Origin of the sequence: Achromobacter sp. DH1f, from assembly GCF_000633435.1 — a bacterium.
In the GTDB taxonomy this organism is placed as follows: domain Bacteria; phylum Pseudomonadota; class Gammaproteobacteria; order Burkholderiales; family Burkholderiaceae_B; genus Achromobacter; species Achromobacter deleyi.
Genome location: NZ_AYMF01000026.1, coordinates 144,304 through 167,773, shown reverse-complemented (window position 1 = coordinate 167,773; position 23,470 = coordinate 144,304). Strand labels below are relative to the sequence as shown.

The window sequence follows — 23,470 nt, the reverse complement described above, 5'->3', positions numbered from 1 at the left end:
ACCAAGGAAAGACGGGCTGAAGACGCGGGCATGGCCTGCGTGCAGATACCGCTATCGTAACAAATCGGGCCGGCCTGCGCGCCAACCCGAAAACTGACGGTTTTCTGTCTGGGGGATTGTAGGACTAGAATTATTGATCCATCAATCATTGACGTATCCAACAATGCCCGCCCCCAACCCCAGCACCCCCTATTCGCCCGGCCAGGTGCTTCCCTTCCGGCAGACCCTGCTGGCCATGCTGGGCATGTGCTTCGTGATGATGATGGTGGCCATCGACCAGACCGTGGTCGGCACCGCCCTGCCCACCATCGTGGCCGAGCTCAAGGGCTTCGAACTGTATGCCTGGGTGGCGACCTCGTACCTGCTGACCTCGGTCATCACCGTGCCGATCTTCGGCCGCCTGGGCGACTATTACGGGCGCAAGCCCTTCGTGGTCGCGGCCATCGTCCTGTTCACCCTGGCCTCGGTGCTATGCGGCGCCGCCGACAGCATGCTGACCCTGGTGCTGGCGCGGGCTTTGCAGGGCATCGGCGGCGGCATGCTGGTGGGCACGGCCTTCGCCTCCATCCCCGACCTGTTTCCCGACCCCCACGTGCGGCTGCGCTGGCAGGTCATGCTCAGCTCGGCCTTCGGCATCGCCAACGCGGTCGGCCCGTCGCTGGGCGGCGCCCTGACCGAGCACTACGGCTGGCGCTCGGTGTTCTACGTCAACCTGCCCATCGGCATCCTCGGCGTCTTCTTCGTGGCGCGCTACCTGCCCCACCTGCGCAACCACACCGCCGGCAAGGTCCGGCTGGACTGGCAAGGCGCCCTGCTCATCGCCGCCGCACTCGGCGGCCTGCAATTGCTGGTCGAACTGCTGCCCAAGGAAGGCGCCAGCCTCACCATCGCCCTGCTCGGCATCGGCAGCGCCGCCGCGTTCGCCCTGCTCTTCTGGTGGGAACGCCGCTGCCCGCACCCGCTCCTGCCCTTCGACATGTTCCGCAACCGCGGCCTGGCCACGCTGTTCACCCTGGCGCTGCTGGTCGGCGTCACCATGTATTCGATGCTGTTCTACGCCCCCCTGCTGCTGCAAGGCGGCTTTGGCCTGTCGCCGCAGGACGCCGGCCTGCTCATCACGCCGCTGGTCGTCTTCATCACCGTGGGCAGCATCATCAACGGCCGCATCATCACCCGCATCCGCAACCCCAACCGCATGCTGTACGCCGGCTTCATGCTGATGGCCGCGTCCTGCCTGGGCATCGTCACCACCCACAACTACACCCCGCACTGGCTCATCGCCGGCTACATGATGATGGCAGGGCTAGGCATGGGCTTCATCATGCCCAACCTCACCGTCTTCGCCCAGCAGACCGCCGGCCGCACCCACCTGGGCATCGCCACGGCCCTGCTGCAATCCCTGCGCATGATCGGCGGCATGCTCGGTACCGCCGTCGTCGGCACCATGGTCAACCATAGCTACTTCAGCGGCGTCGAATCCACCCTGCGCGGCACATCGGCCCAGTGGCTGCCCCAGCTGGACGACCCGCAGATGCTGGTCAATCCCGTGGCGCAGTCGCAGTTCCTGGCACAATTGGCCCATCAAGGCCAGGATGGAGCGTCGCTGATCGAGATCGCGCGCGTGGCGCTGGTCGGCGCCATCCACGAAGGGCAGCTCATTGCCCTGGCGGTCGCGGTGCTGGCGCTGTGGTGCGTGCGGCGCGTCCCCCTGGTGCAATTGGCGCGTGTTCCCAAGCCGGAGCCCGCCGGCGTCGGAGAGTAGCTTTTGCCCAAACAACAACAAGGCCTGCAGGTCATCCAGCACATGGGCCAGACCTACCGCGTCATGCAAAGCGCCTTCAGCGCCAAGGTCGGCCACGCGCTACCGCGCTGGCGCATCCTGCTGGCGCTGCATGAATGCGGGCAGTGTTCGCAAAAGCACCTGGCCGAACGCTGCCGGCTCGACCCGGCATCCCTCACGCGTCAGTTGCAGGCCATGCAGAAACTGGGCTGGATCTCCCGCGCGGTCGATGCCAACGACAACCGGCTGACCAATGCAAGATTGACGCTTGCCGGGCAGGCGGTGGTGGATGAAGCGCTACCGAAGCGGGCGGCGTTCTTTGATGAGTCGTTGAAGGGGCTGTCGGCGGCGGATATCGATACGCTGAACCGGGTGTTGAGCGTACTGGAGGAGAATTTCGTGCGTGGGGCGGGGGATAAGGGCGCTTGATCGGGCGCGGGTTTCATACCTTTCGATATGGCTGTTCAGCCCATTGCCCGACCAGCCATGTTGATGACGGCACGGTCATAAGACAGGCGCTCCGTTGGCGCTTTCAAACGACTCAGCAACACCAGATTGTGGCCCCCGAGCAATTGTGCAATAGCCGCTTGCACAATTTGGGTCTCTGGCCAGGCCTGGACGAGACTTCATCCGCGCACGTGGAAATACGTTCTCAGATTGGCTCGTATTCCGCGGCAAACGGAACCAGCTCGTAACTCGTACTGCGTCCGCCCGCCCCTGACCGCCGCAATACCCCCAACGCCATCAGCTCGTTGATATCGCGCAGCGCGGTATCCGCCGAACACTTGGCCAGCGCTGCCCATTTGCTGCTGGTCAGCTTGCCTTCGAAGCCGTCGAGCAAACGGTTGAGCACATTCACCTGCCGCTCGTTCAACGCGGCGCCCGACACGCGTTGCCAGAATCGCGCTTTGCCCAGCACCGCGTCCAACGTGCGGTGCGCTTGGTTCAGGGCCTCGCCCAGCATCCGCAGAAACCACAGCAGCCATTCGGTCACATCCGGCGTGCCTTTTTGCGTGCGCTCAAGGATGTCGTAGTACTGCTTGCGCTCACGTTGGATCTGCGCCGACAGGCTGTAGAAACGTTGCGGACTGCCATCCGCGCGCGCCAGCAGCAGATCGCCCACGGCGCGAGCAATGCGGCGGTTGCCATCGTCAAAGGGATGCAGGGTCACGAACCACAGATGGCCCAGGCCAGCGCGCACCAGGGCCGGTTCCGGCGTATCCGGCACGTTGACCCAATCCAGAAAGCGCGCCATCTCGGCAGGCAGACGCGTGGCGGGCGGCGCTTCGTAGTGCACCTTCTGGCGGCCGACCGGCCCGGATACCCCCTGCATCGGCCCATGCGCGTCGTCACGCCAGTCGCCAATGGTGATCTTGCTCAGGCCGGAGTAGCCCGTGGGAAACAGCGCGGCATGCCACCCGAACAGGCGCTCCACCGTCAGCGGCTGGGCGTAGTTGGCGCTGGCGTCCAGCACCATCTCGACCACGCCTTCCACATTGCGGTCCACGGGGGCCAGCGAGCCGATATCCACGCCAAGACGGCGCGCGATGGATGAGCGCACCGAGGCGACATTCAGATGCTCGCCTTCGATCTCGCTGGTTTTGATGACGTCATCCGTCAGAGCGGCGAGACTTGCTTCACCCTGCAGACGCGGACCGACGTCGGCCAGGCGACCCAATAGCAGCCCCTGCGCACGGCTGACACGCAACATCGGCTCGGCCACTGCGGCAAGGTCGTAGCGCCATTGCGGCCATTCCGGGATTTGCCAGAGATAGAGGTAATCACCGTGTTTCATGCGGCGATTATCGAGCCGATTCGCCGCATTCGCAAGTTATTCGCCGCATATTATGCAGTGAATAAGCGAAGATGACCCTTCCTGCCCTAGGTTGACACCTACGGCACGGTATCCGTAGCGATGCTACGGACTGAGCACCCGATGAACTTCATCGGGTGTTTTGCATTGTAGGGACAGATGTGGACGTTCGGTGTTGTAGATCTCGATAGACTGCCTGACCATGAGCCTGGCTTGAGCCAGATTAGCGGGTCTCTGGAGCAACAACTCTCCTTTGAGGATGCCGTTGACCCGCTCGGCCAAGGCATTCTGGTAGCAGTCATACCCGTCGGTCATCGAGCAACGGATGCCATGGCGAGCATGCAGGCGCTGGTAATAGGTCGAGCAGTACTGGATGCCTCGATCCGAGTGGTGCACCGACGGTTGGCTTGAACGTCGTGAGCGCAACGCCATCTCCAGCGCGCGGCGCACCCCTTCGGTTTGCAGGTTCTCGGCCACGTGATAGCCCACGATCTTGCGCGAGTAGGCGTCGGTCACCAGGCTCAAGTAGGTGCATTGCTGGGCGGTCGGCAGGTAGGTGATGTCGGCCACCCAGACTTGCTCAGGACCGGTCGCCACCACCTGACCTTGGCCCGCCTTGAGCAGGTTCGGGTGGCGCCGGAAGCGGTGATGGCTGTCTGTGGTCTTGTGGTACGTCCGGCGCGGTCTGACCAGCATCCGGGCGCTGCGCAGGATGTCGAACAGCGCATCGCGCCCAGCCTTGATCCACGCCTCGCGCAGCGGCTGGCCCAGCACGTGATGCAGCTTGCGCGTACCCAGCCTCGGCTGGCGGACCCGTAGCGCCGTCACCATCGACACCACCTGGCATGCCTGCTGCTGGCGTTCTCGCTCCCTGTGCCTGCCCTGGTAATACGCCTGGCGGCTGTGGCCCATGTAACGGCAAGCCCTTGCCACGCTCAGCCCTTGGACGAGCTTTTGCGTGAGGACTTGCCCGAAGGCTTTTTTACGACGCGCACCCCGTAGTCCTTCTCCAGCACGCTGACCACGGCCTCGAACAACTGCGCCTTCTCGCGGGCCTCCTTGAGCTGAACCTCCAGCTCCTTGATCCGCTGCTCGGGCGTGAGCACCTTGCCCTGACGATCCATATCCACTCCTCTGACCGTCGGCAGGCTCCAACCGCTCAAACCCGGACGACCATGCTTGCGCAACCACACAAGCACGGTTGACCGTCCTTGGATCCCATAGCGACGCTGCGCCTCTTTGTACGTCAGCTCGCCTTTTTCCACCTGCTCGACCACCGACAGTTTAAAAGCCAAGCTGTAGTCCCGCTGGGTTCGCTTCATCCTTGATTCCAATTGGCTCTCCTTTTTTCTCTCAAAAAGGTGTCAACTGAATTCAGGACGGGTCAAGAGGAACAAAAAAGCCGCATGACTGCGGCTTTCTTGGGAGGCAGTGCACTGCCGGGCATTCACGGAACGCCCGACACTGCCGAATCCGATCAGCCGTTGATCACACGTTTAAACGTTGATCGGTCGGCAAAGGGCCGTGAATGCTAGGTTTCGCGGGGAAATCGCGTCACGGGCTTTGCGGGAATCGCTGGAAGTACCCCCCAGTTATACCCCCATAGGGGTATCGGGATGATAAATCAGTCTGGATGCCGGTGCCAAAACTGCGGGTAGACGGATAAAACGGTTGTGGCGCAGACCGCATTGTTGGCTGACGTCTTGAACGGTACGCGATGAGATGCAGAGGAACGGGCCGCTGTAGCCCAGACCTCGGAGAACTCTCATGGCAGACCACCACACCCGGCACAACCCGCTGGGGCAAGACGCCCTGTTCGCTACACCTGCCTCGCTCATGCTCGATGCTCGCCTCACGCCGCTGGAGCGCAATGGCTGGCAGGTGCTGCGCTCTGCGGAGGGCATCAGTCCGCTGGCGAATCTGGGGCAGTTGCGCCGCTATCTCACCTCCACCCCGCTGGGGCAGAGAGCCGGGTACGAGACGGCCCGGCGCGTTCTCGTCGTGCTTAGGCTGACGGGGTGGATCAGTCTAGTGGGGCAGCACCGTGATCCGCTGACGGGACACGTGATTGGCGAGTTGTATCAGGTTCACGAAAGTGCCCTGGACTTCCAAGAGGCTTGCGTGCTCGATGCCAGTCTGTCCGCACTTCTTCAAGGGCCGATCAGCCACGAAAACAACCAAGTGGATCGGGTGGCCGTCCACATTCAGGCAACGCTGGCACAAGTGCCGGAAGTGGCTTCCATTGCGGCCCACGATCAATTCCGCGATGACGATGATTTGCCCCCTACGCCGCCGTCGCAAGCGAGCGAAGCAGCCGACCCACTGCCATTGCCTGGCAATTCCGCTGGTAGCACGCTTGTTCCGCAACAGACCGGACATGCTCACCACATGACAACTGAGCAGGGCAGTACGTATAAGACTTATGTGTATAAAAAAGAACGTACGTACCGCGCGCGCGAAGGCGACGGCGACTCGGCATCGCCGTCGGTGAGCTTGCCACCTTGCCTGAGCAATGCCCAGGCAGATCAGCAAAAGGACGTGCAGGCCGCCTTGCGGCGGCTGCCGCCGCAACATCGCCAGGAAGTACTCGACGAGTTGCAGGCACGCAGCCAGAGCGGCACCGTGCGCAATGTTGTGGCCTACTTCTTCGCCTTGGTGAAGCGCGTCTTTGCGGGCGAGTTCCGCTTGTGGGCAGGTCGCAAGGAGAAGTCTGCCGCGAACCGGCCTGCCCAAAAATCGGCCTGCTGGTGCGCCACGCACCGAAGACCGCCCGGAACCGACTGCGCCACCGGCATCGCGTGAAACCGTCCTGGCGCACATCGCCAATATCCGCAGGATGCTGAATGCCCCGGCGAACACTGGGGACATCGCAGCGCAGGCAATGCAGGTCAGGGGATGGCAGCCGCATCCTGCGTAGCAAATGCTGCCGCGAAACGGGTCGCCACTGCTCGCCGCAGTGACGACCCCGCACACGCCAGCAACAATGCGGGCGAATGCCGAATCCTATTGCGTGCGGCAGACATGATGATGGCCGCCCTACACTGACCGAGCAGTTGCCAAGACCGACGGGCTTCGTACATCGGCATACCCAACAGCGCAGGTTCCTGCAAGCGCTGGCCTGTCAGGGCGGAACCACCCCAGGTATGCCCAGGCTCCGATCGCATACCGGCCCTATCCAGGGGCGGAGCCTTCTTCGTCTGTTTGAACTCATCCCTTGCGCGCCGCCTTGCGCACTGTCCTTTGCGGCAATGTCCTGTGCGCAACGCACAGGACTCCGGCTGCTTTTTTCATCCCACTCACTTCATAGGAGGACTCTTCCACATTCGCATCGCTTTCGTCTTGCAGTACCTCCGTCCGGGCTTCCAACAGGGAGCAAGACGGGCGCCTCATTCGAGGCCCTGGTGTCTCCTGAACACCATGCCCTTGCCCTCACGGGATCTCGCCTAGACGAGTTGGCACCAACACTAACCACTGAGTTTCAGGACAACGCAGTACGTGCTTTGCTTGGAGGCCGGAAGATGGACGACTTGACCTATACGCTGCGGCAACTTTGCCAGCGCAACCGTGATGGTAGCTACAACACACAGGCCGACCGGACGCGTTCGCTGTCGCTGGCGGCGCGACAACTACGCGAGGCCGGTTTCCGGCAGATGAAAGCCTCGTCGCTCAAGGGCAAGCATATCCAGGCGCTGCTGGAACGCTGGCAAGGCGAAGGCTTGTCGTCCGGCACTATCAAAAATCGGCTCTCCCACCTGCGCTGGTGGGCGGAGAAGATCGGCAAGGCAGGAATCCTGCCCGCGGATAACACCAAACTGGGCATTCCTGAGCGGCGCTATGTAACCAATGAAAGCAAGGCCGAGGAATTGGGTGATAGGCTGGACAGAATCACCAACCCTCATGTCCACATGAGCCTGCGTTTGCAGGCCGCCTTTGGTTTGCGGCGGGAAGAGTCCATCAAGTTCCAGCCCTGCTACGCCGACCGCGACAACCATATCGCTATAAAGGGCTCATGGGCCAAGGGAGGACGTGATCGCACAGTGCCAATCACGACACCGGAACAGCGTGCTGTGCTGGATGAAGCCCATCGTTTGGCAGGCTCAGAATCATTGATCCCGCCGTACAAGACCTATATCCAACAGCGACATGTCTACGACGGGCAGCGTAAGGCTGCGAGACTGAGCAACATGCATGGGCTGCGGCATCGGTATGCGCAGATGCGGTATGAGGTGCTGACGGGACGGAAAGCTCCTGCGGCAAGAGGTCTTTCTAAAGTTCGGCTCAGTACCAGTCAGCGAATGAGCGACCTACATGCTCGGCAGCAGATCAGCCGCGAGCTTGGGCATGAGCGTATAAATGTAACGACGGCCTACCTCGGCACCTAAGGCTTTACGAGCCAGCAACATTCGCGTCAGTTTTTCATCTGGCGGCCAACCTCGGTGGGATCTTGTGTTGAGTATGACGGCTCATTACTGCGTCCCAGAGCTAGCTTGCCCCTCCCGCACACGCCGGAAGATCTCGAATGCCAGATGCTCATGTGCAGCCGAACGAAAAGTCTTGTCGGTCATGATGCGCGAGAAAATTTCCTCATTGCCTTCCATCCGGTCGATGAACAACTCATCCAGTGCACGTTCCAGATAGGATGAAAAATCCCCCAGATTGTTGGCACGAGCAGCCTCGATGATCTGTTCGTTGCCCTCCGCCGTGGCTCGAATCTGGTCGAAGAACAACTGGTCTGCCTCATTGAAGTCGGTGCCGAAACGTTCATTGAGCTTGTCCACCAGGCTCGACAACATTACCGGCTCCTCAGCCACACGCAAGGTGCCCACGTCGGTCGGCCCCTTCAACATATCCGCATAACCTTTGCTTAGTTCGATAGAACCTTCGGTCATCTGCTGCAGCCGGAAGTAGCGCAAGGCCACCTCGTCATCCAGCGTGAAGGCCTGTCCGTCGCCAGGAGGCGGCAGCTTGGCGATCAGGTTGCGCACGAAGGCATACAGCTTTTCAAGCTCGCTGTCCTGATAGGGAATGATCTGCGAGAGAAAGGCGTACAGATTCCGGTAGGCGGTGAGCTGTCCGCGAAACTCCTCCTTCTCGTGTTCCTCGCGCTCGCCGAAACGGTGCACTACCACATCCAGCAAGGCATTCATCACACGGTGGTCGCTGGCCGAGTGCTCACGCTTGGGCCGATACCAAACCTCAGCAAAGGCATCCACATCGGCAGGCGCGAAAATGGCCCATTCCAGCAGTTTGTGCTGCAACTCGGAGAGACGGTGCGGATCTGCATTGTCCCCGATGGGTGTTGCTTCGTAGTAGGGCTTGAAGGCCTTGTAGATATCGTCCTCTTCGTTGGCAAAGTCCAGCACGAAGGTACGCGTCTTGCCCGGTGCCATGCGATTGAGACGGGAAAGGGTCTGCACTGCCTGCACTCCGGCCAGCTTCTTCACTACATACATGGTCTGCAACAGTGGTTGATCGAAGCCGGTCTGGTACTTCTCAGCTACCAGCAGCACGCGGTAGTCGTCACGCTCGAAGGTCTCAGGCAGCTCGCTTTCGGCTAGCCCGTCATTCATGGACACTTCGGTCCAGGATGCGCCAGGGTTTTCTGGGTCTTCCACGGTGCCCGAAAAGGCCACCAGCGAGCGGATGCCAGTATAGCCGTTGGCCTTGATGTAGTGGTCGAATGCCAACTTGTACTTGACGGCAGCCAGCCGCGAGCCGGTGACCACCATGGCCTTGGCGCGCCCCCCCAGTTCGTGCATCACGTAGAGCCGGAAGTGTTCCACGATCACCGACACTACTTGCTCGATGTTGACCGGGTGCAATTCCAGGTAGCGGGTCAGCGCCTTGGCGGCTTTCTTGCGCGGCACTTCCGGGTCATTCTCCACCTGCTTGATGAGGCCGAAAAATCGTTTGAAGGTCGTGTAATTTTGCAGCACGTCCATGATGAAGCCTTCTTCGATGGCTTGTCGCATGGTGTATTCGTGGAAGGGTGACGTTCCCGATATTCCCGGCTCGTCGAACAATACTTTGGTCTTGAACTTCGGCGTGGCGGTAAAGGCGAAGAACGACAGGTTCGGTTGACGCGCGCGCTTGAGGGCATCGCGCAGCATCGCCGCCCTGGCTTCATCGGAAAGGTCGTCATCCTCCTCATCCGACATCTGAGCGGCAATCGCGGCCTCGATACCGTCCCGGTTCAGCATTCCTCGCAAGGCAGTCGCCGTCTCGCCGCTTTGTGAAGAGTGCGCCTCGTCCACGATCACGGCAAAGCGCTTGCCTGCGGTGTCGATCTTCACGCCTGCACCTATGCCTTCAAGTGTGGAGAGCGCCCGCGAGATGAAAGGAAACTTCTGGATCGTGGTGATGATGATCGGCGTGCCCTGTGACAGGGCACGCACCAGTTGCTGGGTGTCCTCGTCGATCTTCTCGACCACGCCGGTCTTGTGCTCGAACTGATAGATGGTGTTCTGCAACTGCTGGTCGAGCACGCGCCGATCGGTGACCACCACCACCGAATGGAACACCTTCTGGTCATCGGCATCGTGCAGGCTGGCCAGCCGGTGTGCCAGCCAGGCGATGGAGTTGGATTTGCCCGAACCTGCCGAATGCTGCACGAGGTAATTGCGCCCCGCGCCATTCGCACGCGCGTGGGAAACGAGTTTGCGCACTGCATCGAGTTGGTGGTAGCGCGGGAAAATCATCGTTTCCTTGCGGATGGTGCGCGCACCCTTGTCGGTCTTGACTTGACGCTCCTTCACCTCCAGGTGCATGAAGCGTTGCAGAATGTCGAGCAGGCTATCCGCCTGCAACACCTCATTCCACAGGTAATGGGTTTTCCAGTTGCCCTCCACGGGCGGATTGCCCGCGCCGTGGTTGTTGCCCCGGTTGAAAGGTAAGAACACCGTCTCCTTGCCTTTCAAGCGCGTGGTCATCCACACCTCGTCCGGATCCAGCGCGAAATGCACCAAGGCGCGTTTCTTGAAGGCGAACAACAGATCGCGCTCGTCACGGGCGTCGCAGTACTGGCGCACCGCATCCGTCGCGCGCTGGCCGGTCAACGGGTTTTTCAGTTCCGCCGTCACTACCGGCAGGCCGTTGAGGCTCAGCGTCACATCGATGATGCAGCGGCGGTTCTTGCCCTCGGCATTTTTCATCACCGAAGTGAAATCCACCTGCCGGGTGATGGTCAGCCGATTGGCGGCATACAGCGCGGCCGCCTCCGGATTCATGCCCGAGTTGGGGCGAAAGTACGCTAGCCGGAAGGTCTTGCCATAGCACTTGAAGCCGTGGCGCAGCACATGCAGCGTACCCTTGATGTCCAGTTCTTTGGCGAGGCTGTCGAGAACGGTGGCTGCGGTCTTAACGCCGAGCAGGGCTTCAAGCTGCGCCCATTTGGTGGGCTGGCTGTCTTTCAGGAAGCCAGTCACGTCATCGGGAAACAGAGCGAGCGACTCGTCGTAATCAGCAGAAGAGCGCTTGGCGTAGCCGCCGGTTCCGACCAGCCCGGCTTCGATGGCGGCTTCAAAGTCGTGTTCGGTATGGCCGGACATCGGCAAGCTCCTTATCCGTTGAGTTCTGAGAGTTTGCCGGTGACGGCGGCAGTGATTAGGGCGACGCGATATTTATTAAATTTTTGCAGACTGACTTCAATTTTTTCCTGCATCGTAGCAATTCGTCTGCATTCAACATCAATATAATTAGCTAGTTGTATTTGTTCCTCAACTGGAGGAACAAGGACATTAAAGAACTTTACATTTCCGCAATTCAAGTGCGGATGCAGCGCACCAGTCTTCACCATCTGCAAAAATTCTTGGCCATAGTCAGAATTGAGAAGCCAAGAAAAATATCGCCCTGACAACCTCGCTCGAATCGGCGAACAAACGATAAGTGCGTGGCAGTTGCAGCCCTCGTACTCGGGTGTAACGACAGCAACTTGGCCAATATCGCCCGTTTGGACAATCAAAACGTCATCTGTGCGCAATATAGATTTTGCGTGTTGATCGCTCCATGATTTTTCAACGAAGAAGTCGTTCCCGAAAATGATTTTGTTGTTTTTGATATGTAGAGATTGAATATATCGAATGCCATTTTCTACAAAAATGTCACGAGTCGGACCGACATAACCATTCGTGATCTTGTTCGTGATCTTATTGAGTGAAACGACATCCCAATGTGCCGGAATATCACCAAGCCAGTCGATGCCGGAGAGCTTCATGGGGGCATCAGGGTTCAGGCCCTTGGTGACGGCGCGGGTGATGAGGGCTTGGCGCTTTTCAGCTAGTCGGACCAGAAGTGCGCGCTTCTTTTCGATCAACCCGTCGATCCAGGCGATCTTTTCATCTAGGAACCGGGCTATCCGACGTTGAGTTTCGAGGGGAGGAAGAACTAGCGGGGCTGCTTTTACCTTCTCTGCGGTGAAGTGCGGAATCGTTGCCACATTGCAGATCATCTCAACGTAGCCTGAAGCCTTGAGAAAGGTGAACCAATAAAAAATGAACTCGGAGGCAATCTTCGTGTGAGTGTTTGGTCGGACACGGTTGATCGCGTTCTGAAAATAGAATTCAGCCTCAACATCAAAGACTGCTGTACGCCCCGCATCACCACCCTCGCTTACAAGAATGTCTCCTTTTTTCAGACGAAAGCGTTGAGCTTCCTGTGGGCGTATCCACATGCTGAATTCATGACTCAAATCCAACCCGCTTTTTGCGATATTAATGGCCCGTAGATATGGCTTCAGTTCATCGCGTTCAGACGAAGGGTCGCTTTGGAGCATCTTGCCGAGTTGAACGTCGCAATATTTCCCGACACTCGCTCTGATCCAGTTGTCGGGCGTTTCATCAAGACGGTGCATTCCGTCGCCCTTTTCAATGATTTGATTCATGATTGCTCCTTCTTGCTCTTGCTACCGCGTCGGCTATTCCCCGTCGATTGCGTGCGCTCAGCACTAAGAAGTTTTGCTGCTGCTCTCAGGTCATCAAGATAGTGCTCTCCCGCATCGGCTTCGGCCTCCAACCGCCGCCGCTCGGCAAAAGCGTCGTACTGCCCTTCGGCCCAGTCCAGGGCCTGCTGGTGGCTGACCTTGCCAGCGTTGTCCAGCACCGGCAATTCGGTATCGCGCAGGAACTTGTCGAGAAAGCCATCCCAGTCGGCCAAGCGAATGTCTTGCCGACGCATGGCGCGGAATTCGGCTTGGTCCAGGAACATCACGGTGATGCGGTTGAGGGTGTCGATTTCCCGTGTGTCCAGGTAATTTTTGGCGGTACCCACATCCTGCTTAAGCACGCGGCTGCCTTTCCAGGTGTTGACGCCCATGTTGGGTTTGGATGCATCGGCGCGATTGCGGATGATTTCCGCCGCCGTCAGGCCGGTTGCAGCGTAGTGCATCTTGTTCTGCATGGTCGCGAAGAAGCGCTGGGTAGCCTGGTCGCCCTCGCGGTAGTCCAACGCTAGCTTGAAAATTTCACGAATACGCTGGTAAACCCGGGCTTCGCTGGCGCGGATTTCGCGGATGCGAGCCAGTAGCTCATCGAAGTAATCCACCGGGTTGGTGTTGCCCTTGAGCCGCTCGTCATCCAGCACAAAGCCCCTGGTCAAGTACTCGCCCAGGCGCGCGGTAGCCCACTGACGGAACTCGGTGCCACGCGCGGAGCGCACGCGATAACCGACGGCAAGGATGGCTTCTAACCGGTAGTGCTTGGTGCTACGAGAGACGGTTCGTCCTCCCTCCTGGCGAACTTGTAAGTACGGCTTACACGTTGCCGCCTCCTTCAGTTCGCCTTCGACGTAGATCGCCCTAAGGTGCTGGGTGATGTTCTGGGGCGTGGTCTGGTAAAGCTCGGCGATCTGGGCCTGGGTCAGCCAGACGGTTTCGCCGGCCAGCAGCACGCGGATGCCCCCCGCATCCCCCCCAGCCGGGTAGATCAGCAATTCACCTTGCGTGGCAGGAACGATGTCCCTCTTGCTCATGCCAGCAGTCCTTTGAGCAAATCGGCGATTTCGCCTTCCAGTTGGCGGATGTCAGCCTCGATTTCTGGCAAGGGGCGCGGCGGCTTGTAGGCGTAGAAATGCCGGTTGATCGGAATTTCGTAACCGACCTTGGTCTTGTCGTAATCGACCCAGGCATCGGCCACGTGGGGCAGCACTTCCTTCGCCATGTAGGCGTCAATCACGTCGCGAAAAGCCTCGATCAACCGGTCATTGGGCTTGTCCGGGCCAAAGTCCATTGGTAATGGAAGTACGGTACCTGCGGGCAGCGGAATGTTCTCGGTGTCGCGCAGTTCACTGTCCGGCTCCAGCCTGCCCTTGGCGTCACGGCAGATCTCGGCCTCCGGGTCGCGCTCGCCCAGCGCAGCGAAGATGGCCTTCTTGATGGAGCCGGCCAGTTTCACCCCAGCGGCTTTGGCGGCCCTGTCCAGATCGGCTTCGAACGCCTTGCGATCCCTGTAGCGGCCTTTGGCCTCCAGCCTGGGCAGCAAGTTGCGGATGGCGTCTTGCTGTTCACGGCCTTCCTCAATCTCGCGTGCTGCAGCTTTGTCGTCCTTGCGCTTCTTGGAGGTGGCCAGATTGGCGAAAGCGGATTGCTCGTCCAGCCTCGCGATGCGCTCGGCGCTAGCCTCGAAGTTCATGCGCAAGGGACGTTCCACCGTCACTTTGAGGAAGCCGAACTCACGGTTCTCGAAGATGCGGGAAACAACGCGAGTTTCTTTTTCGCCGGTCTTGTGATCGATCACGACCTCTGCCGTCTCACCATCCAGGAAATTTCCGTAGAGGCGGGTCAGTTCGCGTATCTGATCTTCGGTGATTTCGTGGCGCTTGTTGTTGAGGCTTTTCTTCATGCGCTGGCAAAAGCGTGTGCCGTCGATCAACTGCACCTTGCCGCGTCGCTCGGGCGCCTTGCGATTGGTGACCAGCCAGACATAGGTGTAGATGCCGGTGTTATAGAAAAGCTGGTCGGGCAACGCGACGATGGCATCAAGCCAATCATTCTCGATGATCCAGCGGCGGATGTTGGATGGCCCCGATCCTGCATCGCCAGAGAACAGCGGCGAGCCGTTGAAGACGATGGCGATCTTGGAGCCGACGGCGTTTTCATCCCTGGCCGTATAGGGATGCATCTTGGCGATCATGTGCTGTAAGAACAGCAGCGAACCGTCGTTGATCGCCGGCAACCCCGCACCGAAACGACCGGAGAAGCCCATTTCCTTGTGCTCGCGTTCAACAACGGTCTTCTGGTCCTTCCATTCCACCCCGAACGGTGGATTGGCCAGCATGTAGTGGAATTTTTCACCCTCGAAGCCATCGCGGGTTTTTCCGTCGCCCAGGGTGTCGCCCAACACGATGCTGCTGGTGTCCTCGTCCTTGATCAGCATGTCCGAGCAGCAGATAGCCCAGGATTCGTCGTTGTACTCCTGCCCGAATAGGGCCAGATTGGCCTGGCTGTTCTGGTCGAGGATGAACTTTTCCGATTCCGACAACATGCCGCCGGTACCGCAGGCGGGATCGTAAATGGTGCGGAAAATGCCTGGGGTGTAGACGTCTTTCTCGCCCGTATAGACGAGGTTCGCCATCAGGCGAATGACTTCTCGCGGGGTGAAGTGATCGCCAGCCTCTTCGTTGGCCTGTTCGTTGAAGCGCATCACAAGATGCTCGAACAGGTAGCCCATTTGCAGGTTGTCAATGCGGTCCGGATGCAGGTCCACATCGGCCATCGCCTTGACGATGGTGAACAGTCGATTGCTGGCGTCGAGCTTTTCGATCTGGTCGGTGAACTTGAACCGTTCGAAAATGGTTCTCGCCGTAGGGGAAAAGCCGTTGATGTAGGAGACGAGGTTCGGTGCAATGCTCTCCGAGTCGCCCAGCAGCCGCTCGAAGGTAAATGGGCTGGTGTTGTAGAGCGGATGATTGCGCTTGGGGTCTGCTGCACGGCCTAGCAAGCGCTCCATCGCACTTTCCGGCATGTTCTGCGCCGTCAGCTTTTCGTATTGTTTGAGGACCTTGTCCTTGGTTGGCTCCAGCACGCAATCCAGGCGGCGCAACACCACCATCGGCAACATGACCAGACGATATTGAGGTGGCCGGTAGGGGCCGCGCAGTCGGTTAGCGATCTCCCAGATGGTGCTTTTCAGTGCTTCGTGTGTGTGGACGTTCATCAAAAATCTTCTTGTTCCAAGTGCGTAAGTTCGCCAGTACTGGTCATGTTCTGGCATTGGCGGAGTGTTGTACTGGCCAGCTCAAGCTGGCCAGTACAACCGCTTCAACGGCACAATGCGTTTGGTTTCAGTGTCGGTGGCGTCGTAGTGCTCGATCAGGGCGCGCACCACATGGTCCAGCGTCCACATGGCTAGCGGGATGGATGCTCGATCTGCTTCGTACTGGGCGTCCTTGGTGAAGCCGCCAGTACTGACATACAGACCACGATCATCCTTGTGACGGCCGCCGAGAAAGCTGCGGATTTCCTGACTGCCCATCTGCCCTTTGCGGTGCTTGACCTCCACGACGATGCGCGGGTGTTCGAAGCCAAAGCCGTCCGGCGAGGCAACGATGTCCTTGCCCCGATCCGAGCCGGGAGGCGAGACCTGAGTCTTGTAGCCCATGGCGCGCAGGATGCCGGCGACCAACTGCTGCATGTCGTCCCAGTCGAGTTCGTTGACCCGATCCTTGATGCGCTCCAGCGCCTGGGACTCGATATCGGCCAGCGGATCAGCGATGACTTCCTCGGCTTCATCCTCCACGGCCGGCGCCGGTTTGCCCTTCAGCGCCGCCAGCACTTCGGCTGCCGCGCTGGACGGCACCTCGAAGAGGGTCAGGGTCGAACCCAGACTGTTCTTTGTGCTGGTGCCCAAGCTGTCGCGCGGCAGCTCTTGCTTTTGCCATTGCACCTTGCGCGCCAGCGGTATACCTTGCTCGGCCCACTCAGGGTGGTGCTCGGCTGGCCCTGTGACTTTGCCGATCGAGTACAGGCGATTGGCTGGCGAATAGGTGACGATCCAATCACCATCCTGGATGTCGTTGACGAAGCGCCAGACCTGGGATGCGCCCGACACCACCGTGCCTTGTTTTGCCTGGGGCTCGGCGGATCGGTACAGGGCGATCAACTGCTTGCGCCCAACACCGGGTTTGGCGAGGGCTGCCAATTGGTTCCAGCCTACAGCCGCCACACCACGCTCTCGAAAGGCATCGTACAAGCTTCCGCCTTCGCCTCGCACCATCCACATCCGTGCCATTGCATTCCCTCTCTTATTCGTAGGCATCAATCCAGCACCACCAGAAACTCCGTCGCCAGCGCGGTCGGCTGAACATCCCGAACATTGCGCTGCAGCGAAACCAGGCCGTAATCCGACATCATCCGCAGAGTGCGCGACAGGTTCGGCACTTTGCGGCCACTGAGTTCGGCCAGTTCGGTCAGGGACTTGGGTTGTTTGTCATTGATCAGGCGCAGCAGGTGGCGGTTGTCGTCCGACAGCACTGCTGCCAGTGACGCCAAGGATGGAAACCAGATGCTGGGAACCTCACCTCCTTGCGGAGGAGGCGAACTATCCGGTTGTCGAACACCGACAATGCAGCGTTTCATGTTCACAAGCCCAAAGACACGTTAACTTACAATAATATCAGCCCCTGATAAGCACTGTTTGGCGAACCAGGAAAACTTGCCGCGCCCCATGAGGAAATGGGGTAATTCAGCAAAAATTACCCCAATACTCTCAAGCGATTACCCAATTTTCAACGCTCCGCACGCAGCAAAGGCAAATGGCAAGGGAACGGCACTCAAGGGACAACGGCCCTACCCAGAAAAAGAAAAGGCCGCCCCTTGTTCACTCGCTCTGCAGCACCTGGCCAAATCATCCCTATGCCGTGCCGCTGCCCTCCGCCGCACCCAGATAGTCCGCCCAGTCCTGCAACAGCGTCCTTCTCTGATCCAGCAACAACGCCTTGTTGTACGTCGCTCGCACCTTGTTGCTTTCCACGTGGGCAAGCTGGCGCTCAATCGCATCAGGCCGGTATCCATTCTCATTGGCCCAGGTCGAAAAGGTCGTCCGCCAGCAATGTGGCGTAGCACCCCGCCCCAGATTCATGTCACGCATTGCGTAGGTGAGCCGATTGGGAGTGGTGAAGCCCTTGCCGCTCCGGTGCGGGAACAAATAGCGTCCACCGCCCGTGATGCACTGCAAATCCTTCAGCACGGCAATGGCCTGCAAAGACAACGGGCTGACATGGTCACGCCGCGCTTTCATCTTCGCCGCAGGCCGACGCCACAACGCATCCTCAAAGTCGAACTCGTCCCACTCGGCATCCGCCGCTTCCCCAGGACGGCAAGCCGTCAGAGCAATCAACCGCAGACACAAGGAGGTTTCCGGATAGCCCCGGTAGCCTCGCAACTCCTGATAGAACCTTTGGATTTGCTCTCGCGTCATCGCCGCCTTGCTCTCGCTGAACGGCACGCGCAGCAGCCCACGCAGGCTGGGAATTGGATTTGCCTCGACCAGCCCCCGAACCACCGCAAACTCGAAGATAGCCGACAGATCACCTTTGGCATGTATGGCCGCCCACGCGCCGTGGCCCTTGCACTCTTCCAGCAGCGGACGAATCTGTTTGACGCCAATGTCGCTCATCGGCATCCCATCGAACTTGGGCGACAGGTACTTCCTGATGCGGGATTCTTTCGTGCGATAGGAACTGAGCGCAAAGACAGGCTTGATCTCGGCCAGATACGCCTGCGCCACCTTGGCGAACGAGCTTTCCCTTGCGCGCTTGCGTTCCTCCAGCGCTTCGAGGTTGCGCTGCTTGACCTGCTGCCGCTCATGCGCAGGGTGGATACCTTGCTTGACCAGGGCACGCGCTTTCTCGCGGGCAGCACGCGCCTCCGCAAGACTTACTTGAGGAAAGCCGCCAATGGCAAAGAGGTTTTCCTTGCCTTGCAGGCGATACTTCCACCGCCAGAGCTTGCCGCCGGTGGGCTTGACCAGCAGGAACAGGCCCCCGCCGTCTGAAAGTTTCCAGTCTCGATCAGTCGATTTGGCCGACCTGACCTTGAGGTCGGTGAGTAGATTCTCGGGCATCGTTGGACTCCACTGCGGGGAGATGTACCCCCACCGTTGAACACGAGTACCCCCAACGCTACCCCCGAATTTTTCAGAACTCGATGAACAATAGGAACGCTCAGCAGACCGAATTTTTTACAAGCCCTTGATTTAAAAAGACTTACCCAGTCCTCCGAGCGCTACTGAGCGCTCTTGAGATCAGAAAAAATCGTCAGACGTTAAACAAGAAATTCATCACATCACCATCCTGCACAATGTATTCCTTGCCTTCAGCCCGCATCTTCCCTGCTTCCTTGGCGCCCTGCTCGCCCTTGTAGGCGATGTAGTCTTCATACGCGATGGTCTGCGCACGAATGAAGCCGCGCTCGAAGTCGGTGTGAATCACGCCTGCGGCTTGCGGCGCGGTGGCGCCGATGGCGACGGTCCAGGCGCGCACTTCCTTCACGCCGGCGGTGAAGTACGTTTGCAGGCCCAGCAGCTTGAAGGCGGCGCGGATCAGGCGGTTCAGGCCCGGTTCTTCCATGCCCATGTCGGACAGGAAGGCCTGGCGGTCAGCATCGTCCAGGTCGACGATTTCCGATTCGATCGCGGCGCAGATGGCCACGACGGGCGCGTTGCGGGCAGCGGCGAATTCGGTCAGGCGGTCCAGCAGCGGGTTGTTGGTGAAGCCGTCGTCGGCCACGTTGCCCACGTACATCGCGCGCTTGGCGGTGATGAAGCACAGCTGGGCGATGTCGGCCTGCTCTTCGGTGGTCAGGTCCAGCGCACGAATGGGCTTGGCTTCGTTCAGCTGGGCCACGCACTTTTCCAGCACGGCCACGATGCGTTGCGATTCCTTGTCGCCGGAACGGGCGGTCTTCTGGTGGCGCAGCAAGGCCTTTTCGGCGGTCTGCAGGTCGGCCAGGGCCAGCTCGGTTTCGATGACTTCGATGTCGGCAATGGGGTCGACCTTGCCGGCCACGTGGATCACGTTGGGATCTTCGAAGCAGCGCACCACGTTGACGATGGCGTCGGTTTCACGGATGTGCGAGAGGAACTGGTTGCCCAGGCCTTCGCCCTTGCTGGCGCCGGCCACCAGGCCGGCGATGTCCACGAATTCGACCGTGGCGGACAGGATGCGCTCGGGCTTGACGATCTCGGCCAGCTTCTGCAGGCGCGGATCCGGCACCTCGACGACGCCCACGTTGGGCTCGATGGTGCAGAACGGGTAGTTCTCGGCGGCGATGCCGGCGCGGGTCAGAGCATTGAAGAGTGTCGATTTGCCAACGTTGGGCAGGCCGACGATGCCGCATTGCAGAGCCATGGGAATCCTGTGTAAGTACGGTATTGAGCGTTAACGTTCTAGTTTACCCCGCCAGGGGTGATGGCACGGCGGGCGCCCGGCCGGCGCGGGGCGGCGACCCGTGAAGGTCTTGCAGGCAGTCAGGCCGGCGCCGCGGCTTTGCTACTGCGCCGCGGCGGGCAGCCACCGCATCACCGCCCAGATCAGCAAAATGGGGCCAGCATTGAAGGTGGCGTGCAGCGCGATCGCAGCGCCGATGCCGCGGCGGACGCGAATCCAGCCCAGCACCAGCCCGGTCACCCACTGCGGCAGCACCAGCAGCGGCAGCAGCCAGTAGGGGGTGTCCTTGAAGACGAAGTTGGTCAGGTGCACGGCGGCGAATGTCAGCGCCACCAGGTGGAACACCCAGCCGAAATGCTTCAGGTAATGCCGCCGCCAGGCGGTGTTCCAGCCTTTGAGCGGGTCGGCCTTGGGGCGCAGCGCCCAACAGGCCAGCAGCACGAAGGCCGCCAGCAGCAGGCCGGTCCAGATGCGCGGGCCGTACAGCACCACGGGCAGCAGCGCCGGGCAGAACCACAGCGCCTGCCTGGGGCGCCGCAAGCCGTAGCGGAACAACATTTCCTCGACCAGGGGCGCCCAGATGATGGCGGTCAGCCAGGGAATGTTGGCCGGGTCCAGCCGATGCGTCACCCCGCCCGCCCCAGCCGCGGCGACCGCCAGCGGCCCCAGGACAAGCAGATTGATCAGCCACAGCACGCCCGCCCAGGCGAGGATGCGTCCGGGGCCGACGCCTGGCCACCAGTCCGACACCCAGCCGATCGCGGCGGTGCGCCCGGGCAGGCGCCGCACAGGATGCGGCCGGCGCACGAAGCGCCAGAAATCCACCAACTCGGTGCGAAAGCGCGGTTTGCGGACGGACACGGTGCCGGAGCTGGCGTTCATCAGGCGTCGTTGCCGCTGTGCAGCTGGCGCGTGGCCAGCGGGAAATCGCCGGCCAGCATGGCCGGCACCACGGCGCGGCAGCGGTCGATCACGGCTTCAATTTCCTTTTGCTCTTCGCGGCGCGGCGGATGCAGCACGAAGTCGGCCACCTGCTGCGCGAGATTCAGCGTGCGCGGATGGCCGATGCCGATGCGCAGGCGCCAGAAATTCGGGCTGCCCAGCGCAGCCTGAATGTCCTTCAGGCCGTTGTGGCCGGCGTGGCCGCCGCCCTGCTTGAGCTTGACCTGGCCGGGCATCAGATCCAGTTCGTCATGCAGCACCAGCACGTGCTCGGGCGTGAGCTTGTAGAAGCGCGCCAACGCGCCCACCGCCTGACCGGACCGGTTCATATAGGTGTTGGGCTTGAGCAGCAGCACGCTGTCGGCCCCCAGGCGGGCTTTGGCGACCATGCCGAAAAAGGATTTCTCGAGCGCAAAAGAAGTGCGCAGATCGTCCGCCAGGTGGTCGGCCAGCCAGAAGCCGGCGTTGTGCCGGGTGGTTTCGTAGTCAGGACCGGGGTTACCCAATCCCACGATGAGGCGTATGGGAGTAGACATGATGGGGGTGTTTAAACCAAAAAACCCTGCGCATGCAAATGCACACGCAGGGTTTCGGGCACCAGCCGCAGGAAAGCCGAGGCTTTCCGGCAGGACTTAGGCGGCCGGGGCAGCCGGAGCGGCTTCGTCGGCGTCGTCAGCGGCAGCGCCGCCCTTGACGACAGCGGCAGCCAGCAGCGGGTTGGCGTCAGCGCCGTGGGGCACGTAGGTCACGCCCATCGGCAGCTTGATGTCGGCCAGGTGGATCGAAGCGCCAGCCAGGATGTTGGCCAGGTCGACTTCGATGAACTGGGGCAGCGCGGCCGGCAGGCAGGTGATTTCCAGTTCGGTCGTCACGTGGCTGATGATGGCGCCCGACAGCTTCACGGCCGGCGAGACTTCAGCGTTGATGAAGTGCAGCGGCACCTTGGTGCGCAGGGCTTGGTTGGCGTCCACGCGCTGGAAGTCCACGTGCAGGACTTGCGGCTTGTAGGCGTGCCATTGAACCGAACGCAGCAGAACTTGTTCTTCAGCGGCGCCTTCGAGCTGCATTTGCAGGATCGATGCGTGGAATTCTTCCTTGCGCAGCGCGTGATAGATCTCGTTGTGGTCGAGTTCGATGTTCAGAGGGGCAGCCGTACCACCATAGACAATGGCGGGAACGCGGCCCGCGCGGCGCAGGCGGCGGCTCGCACTCGAACCCTGGACGCTACGCGCAGTGGCGATGAATTTCATGGAAAACTCCAAAAACAAAAAAATAGCGAAGAGGCTTCGCCGGTTAAAGCACGGCGCACAACAGGTGCGCCGTGTTGCTTGTGCCTTGCCGCGACCAGCAAGGCACAAAAAAACGGGGGTGGGCTGAACGCCCGACCGACGCCTGGCGTCAGTCGACGAACAGCGAGCTGACCGATTCGGCGTTCGAGATACGCAGGATGGTCTCGCCCAGCAGCGCGGCGCACGACAGCTGGCGGATCTTGCCGCTGGCCTGGCCTTGCTCGGAGAGCGGAATGGTGTCGGTGACGACCAGCTCGTCCAGTTCCGACGCTTCGATGCGGTCGATGGCGCCGCCCGACAGCACGGGGTGCGTGCAGTAGGCGTAGACGGCGCCGGCGCCGCGGTCCTTCAGGGCCTGGGCCGCCTTGCACAGCGTGCCGGCGGTGTCGACCATGTCGTCCATGATGATGCAGGTACGGCCGTCGACTTCACCGATGATGTTCATCACTTCCGACACGTTGGCGCGCGGACGACGCTTGTCGATGATCGCCAGGTCGGCTTCCAGTTGCTTGGCCAGTGCACGGGCACGGACCACGCCGCCGATGTCCGGGGACACCACGACCAGGTTCGAGAAATTGCGGCGCCAGATGTCGCCCAGCAAGATCGGACCGGCGTAGATGTTGTCCACGGGGATGTCGAAAAAGCCCTGGATCTGGTCGGCGTGCAGGTCCATCGTCAGGACGCGGTCGACGCCAGCCACTTGCAGCATGTTGGCCACGACCTTGGCCGAGATGGCCACGCGCGCCGAGCGCGGGCGGCGATCCTGGCGGGCATAGCCGAAATAGGGAATCGCGGCGGTGATGCGGCCCGCCGACGCGCGGCGCAGGGCATCGACCATGACCATGATTTCCATCAGGTTGTCATTGGTAGGCGCACAGGTGGGCTGCAGGACGAAGACGTCCTTGCCACGCACGTTCTCGTTGATTTCGACCATCACCTCGCCGTCTGAGAAGCGACCGACGGTCATCTTGCCCAGGGACATATCGAGGTGGTTGACTACGTCCACGGCCAGCCGAGTGTTGGCCGTGCCCGTGAAGATCATGAAGCTATCGTTTGCCATGATGGATGATGCGATGGTCGTTTAAGACACTGACGAGATGATGCGAGAACCTGCGGACCGGAAAATAAAAAAGCTGCTGAACCCGGGCCAGTGTCTTACAGGCGTGTTCAACAGCTTTTTTATGTATTCGGTTGGCTGGGGAGGAAGGATTCGAACCTTCGCATGCCGGAATCAAAATCCGGTGCCTTAACCAGCTTGGCGACTCCCCA

The 23,470-nt window shown here is 60.4% G+C and carries 18 protein-coding genes and 1 tRNA gene; 4 read left to right on the top strand and 15 right to left on the bottom strand.

Annotated elements, in window-relative coordinates; translation table 11 throughout:
• Positions 1-163: 163 nt before the first annotated feature.
• Positions 164-1,762 (top strand): MDR family MFS transporter, encoded by a 1,599-nt coding sequence (locus tag U858_RS0122745; protein ID WP_025139459.1) that lies wholly within the window; start codon positions 164-166, stop codon positions 1,760-1,762.
• Between the two features lie 3 nt (positions 1,763-1,765).
• Positions 1,766-2,209 carry a MarR family winged helix-turn-helix transcriptional regulator gene (locus U858_RS0122740; RefSeq protein ID WP_025139458.1) on the top strand — a complete coding sequence of 148 codons (444 nt, stop codon included), beginning with the start codon at positions 1,766-1,768 and terminating at the stop codon, positions 2,207-2,209.
• A gap of 223 nt (positions 2,210-2,432) precedes the next feature.
• Here U858_RS0122740 and U858_RS0122735 read toward each other — a convergent pair whose 3' ends face one another.
• A complete protein-coding gene (locus U858_RS0122735) occupies positions 2,433-3,575 on the bottom strand; it encodes a Fic family protein (RefSeq protein ID WP_025139457.1) in 1,143 nt (380 codons plus the stop codon).
• Between the two features lie 123 nt (positions 3,576-3,698).
• A protein-coding gene (locus U858_RS0122730) for an IS3 family transposase (RefSeq protein ID WP_198529751.1) occupies positions 3,699-4,927 on the bottom strand; the annotation gives its coding sequence in 2 pieces (ribosomal slippage) (positions 3,699-4,577 and positions 4,580-4,927; 1,227 coding nt in all).
• Positions 4,928-5,360: 433 nt separating this feature from the next.
• Here U858_RS0122730 and U858_RS33875 point away from each other — a divergent pair.
• Complete coding sequence (locus tag U858_RS33875; RefSeq protein WP_232786586.1) at positions 5,361-6,395, top strand: STY4528 family pathogenicity island replication protein; 1,035 nt, start codon at positions 5,361-5,363, stop codon at positions 6,393-6,395.
• A gap of 716 nt (positions 6,396-7,111) precedes the next feature.
• Entirely contained in the window at positions 7,112-7,975 is an 864-nt protein-coding gene (locus U858_RS0122715; RefSeq protein WP_025139454.1) for a phage integrase N-terminal domain-containing protein, read from the top strand.
• Between the two features lie 84 nt (positions 7,976-8,059).
• Here the strand turns inward: U858_RS0122715 and U858_RS0122710 are convergent, their stop codons facing one another.
• From U858_RS0122710 to U858_RS0122650, 13 genes are all read right to left on the bottom strand, one after another.
• Entirely contained in the window at positions 8,060-11,140 is a 3,081-nt protein-coding gene (locus tag U858_RS0122710) for a type I restriction endonuclease subunit R (protein ID WP_025139453.1), read from the bottom strand.
• A gap of 11 nt (positions 11,141-11,151) precedes the next feature.
• Positions 11,152-12,471 carry a restriction endonuclease subunit S gene (locus tag U858_RS0122705; RefSeq protein WP_025139452.1) on the bottom strand — a complete coding sequence of 440 codons (1,320 nt, stop codon included), beginning with the start codon at positions 12,469-12,471 and terminating at the stop codon, positions 11,152-11,154.
• Positions 12,468-13,556 carry a virulence RhuM family protein gene (locus U858_RS0122700; RefSeq protein ID WP_025139451.1) on the bottom strand — a complete coding sequence of 363 codons (1,089 nt, stop codon included), beginning with the start codon at positions 13,554-13,556 and terminating at the stop codon, positions 12,468-12,470. The genes U858_RS0122705 and U858_RS0122700 overlap by 4 nt, the downstream gene beginning before the upstream one ends.
• A complete protein-coding gene (locus U858_RS0122695; RefSeq protein WP_025139450.1) occupies positions 13,553-15,739 on the bottom strand; it encodes a class I SAM-dependent DNA methyltransferase in 2,187 nt (728 codons plus the stop codon). The genes U858_RS0122700 and U858_RS0122695 overlap by 4 nt, the downstream gene beginning before the upstream one ends.
• 81 nt (positions 15,740-15,820) lie before the next feature.
• On the bottom strand, positions 15,821-16,813 hold the full coding sequence (locus tag U858_RS0122690) for a restriction endonuclease (protein WP_025139449.1): 993 nt from the start codon (positions 16,811-16,813) through the stop codon (positions 15,821-15,823).
• Between the two features lie 26 nt (positions 16,814-16,839).
• The gene (locus U858_RS0122685) at positions 16,840-17,160 is read right to left on the bottom strand and encodes a MarR family transcriptional regulator (protein WP_025139448.1); all 321 of its coding nucleotides are present in this window, start codon (positions 17,158-17,160) and stop codon (positions 16,840-16,842) included.
• Positions 17,161-17,434: 274 nt separating this feature from the next.
• Complete coding sequence (locus U858_RS0122680) at positions 17,435-18,646, bottom strand: site-specific integrase (RefSeq protein ID WP_042885406.1); 1,212 nt, start codon at positions 18,644-18,646, stop codon at positions 17,435-17,437.
• Between the two features lie 193 nt (positions 18,647-18,839).
• Positions 18,840-19,931 (bottom strand): redox-regulated ATPase YchF, encoded by a 1,092-nt coding sequence (ychF, locus tag U858_RS0122675; protein WP_025139446.1) that lies wholly within the window; start codon positions 19,929-19,931, stop codon positions 18,840-18,842.
• 141 nt (positions 19,932-20,072) lie between these two features.
• Complete coding sequence (locus U858_RS0122670) at positions 20,073-20,852, bottom strand: type II CAAX prenyl endopeptidase Rce1 family protein (RefSeq protein ID WP_025139445.1); 780 nt, start codon at positions 20,850-20,852, stop codon at positions 20,073-20,075.
• Positions 20,852-21,448, bottom strand: a complete 597-nt coding sequence (pth, locus tag U858_RS0122665; protein WP_025139444.1) for an aminoacyl-tRNA hydrolase — start codon at positions 21,446-21,448, stop codon at positions 20,852-20,854. The genes U858_RS0122670 and pth overlap by 1 nt, the downstream gene beginning before the upstream one ends.
• 96 nt (positions 21,449-21,544) lie before the next feature.
• Positions 21,545-22,162: a 50S ribosomal protein L25/general stress protein Ctc gene (locus tag U858_RS0122660; RefSeq protein ID WP_025139443.1), complete on the bottom strand. Its 618-nt coding sequence runs from the start codon at positions 22,160-22,162 to the stop codon at positions 21,545-21,547.
• Between the two features lie 148 nt (positions 22,163-22,310).
• A complete protein-coding gene (locus tag U858_RS0122655) occupies positions 22,311-23,261 on the bottom strand; it encodes a ribose-phosphate pyrophosphokinase (protein WP_006227587.1) in 951 nt (316 codons plus the stop codon).
• Between the two features lie 132 nt (positions 23,262-23,393).
• Positions 23,394-23,470, bottom strand: a tRNA-Gln gene (locus U858_RS0122650).

Coding starts and splice junctions, on each gene's coding strand:
- U858_RS0122660 (WP_025139443.1), bottom strand. CDS start 22,162: ATGAAATTCATCGCCACTGCGCGTAGCGTCCAGGGTTCGAGTGCGAGC.
- U858_RS0122680 (WP_042885406.1), bottom strand. CDS start 18,646: ATGCCCGAGAATCTACTCACCGACCTCAAGGTCAGGTCGGCCAAATCG.
- U858_RS0122715 (WP_025139454.1), top strand. CDS start 7,112: ATGGACGACTTGACCTATACGCTGCGGCAACTTTGCCAGCGCAACCGT.
- U858_RS0122695 (WP_025139450.1), bottom strand. CDS start 15,739: ATGAACGTCCACACACACGAAGCACTGAAAAGCACCATCTGGGAGATC.
- U858_RS0122685 (WP_025139448.1), bottom strand. CDS start 17,160: ATGAAACGCTGCATTGTCGGTGTTCGACAACCGGATAGTTCGCCTCCT.
- U858_RS0122735 (WP_025139457.1), bottom strand. CDS start 3,575: ATGAAACACGGTGATTACCTCTATCTCTGGCAAATCCCGGAATGGCCG.
- ychF (WP_025139446.1), bottom strand. CDS start 19,931: ATGGCTCTGCAATGCGGCATCGTCGGCCTGCCCAACGTTGGCAAATCG.
- U858_RS0122710 (WP_025139453.1), bottom strand. CDS start 11,140: ATGTCCGGCCATACCGAACACGACTTTGAAGCCGCCATCGAAGCCGGG.
- U858_RS0122705 (WP_025139452.1), bottom strand. CDS start 12,471: ATGAATCAAATCATTGAAAAGGGCGACGGAATGCACCGTCTTGATGAA.
- pth (WP_025139444.1), bottom strand. CDS start 21,448: ATGTCTACTCCCATACGCCTCATCGTGGGATTGGGTAACCCCGGTCCT.
- U858_RS0122700 (WP_025139451.1), bottom strand. CDS start 13,556: ATGAGCAAGAGGGACATCGTTCCTGCCACGCAAGGTGAATTGCTGATC.
- U858_RS0122655 (WP_006227587.1), bottom strand. CDS start 23,261: ATGGCAAACGATAGCTTCATGATCTTCACGGGCACGGCCAACACTCGG.
- U858_RS0122670 (WP_025139445.1), bottom strand. CDS start 20,852: ATGAACGCCAGCTCCGGCACCGTGTCCGTCCGCAAACCGCGCTTTCGC.
- U858_RS0122745 (WP_025139459.1), top strand. CDS start 164: ATGCCCGCCCCCAACCCCAGCACCCCCTATTCGCCCGGCCAGGTGCTT.
- U858_RS0122690 (WP_025139449.1), bottom strand. CDS start 16,813: ATGGCACGGATGTGGATGGTGCGAGGCGAAGGCGGAAGCTTGTACGAT.
- U858_RS33875 (WP_232786586.1), top strand. CDS start 5,361: ATGGCAGACCACCACACCCGGCACAACCCGCTGGGGCAAGACGCCCTG.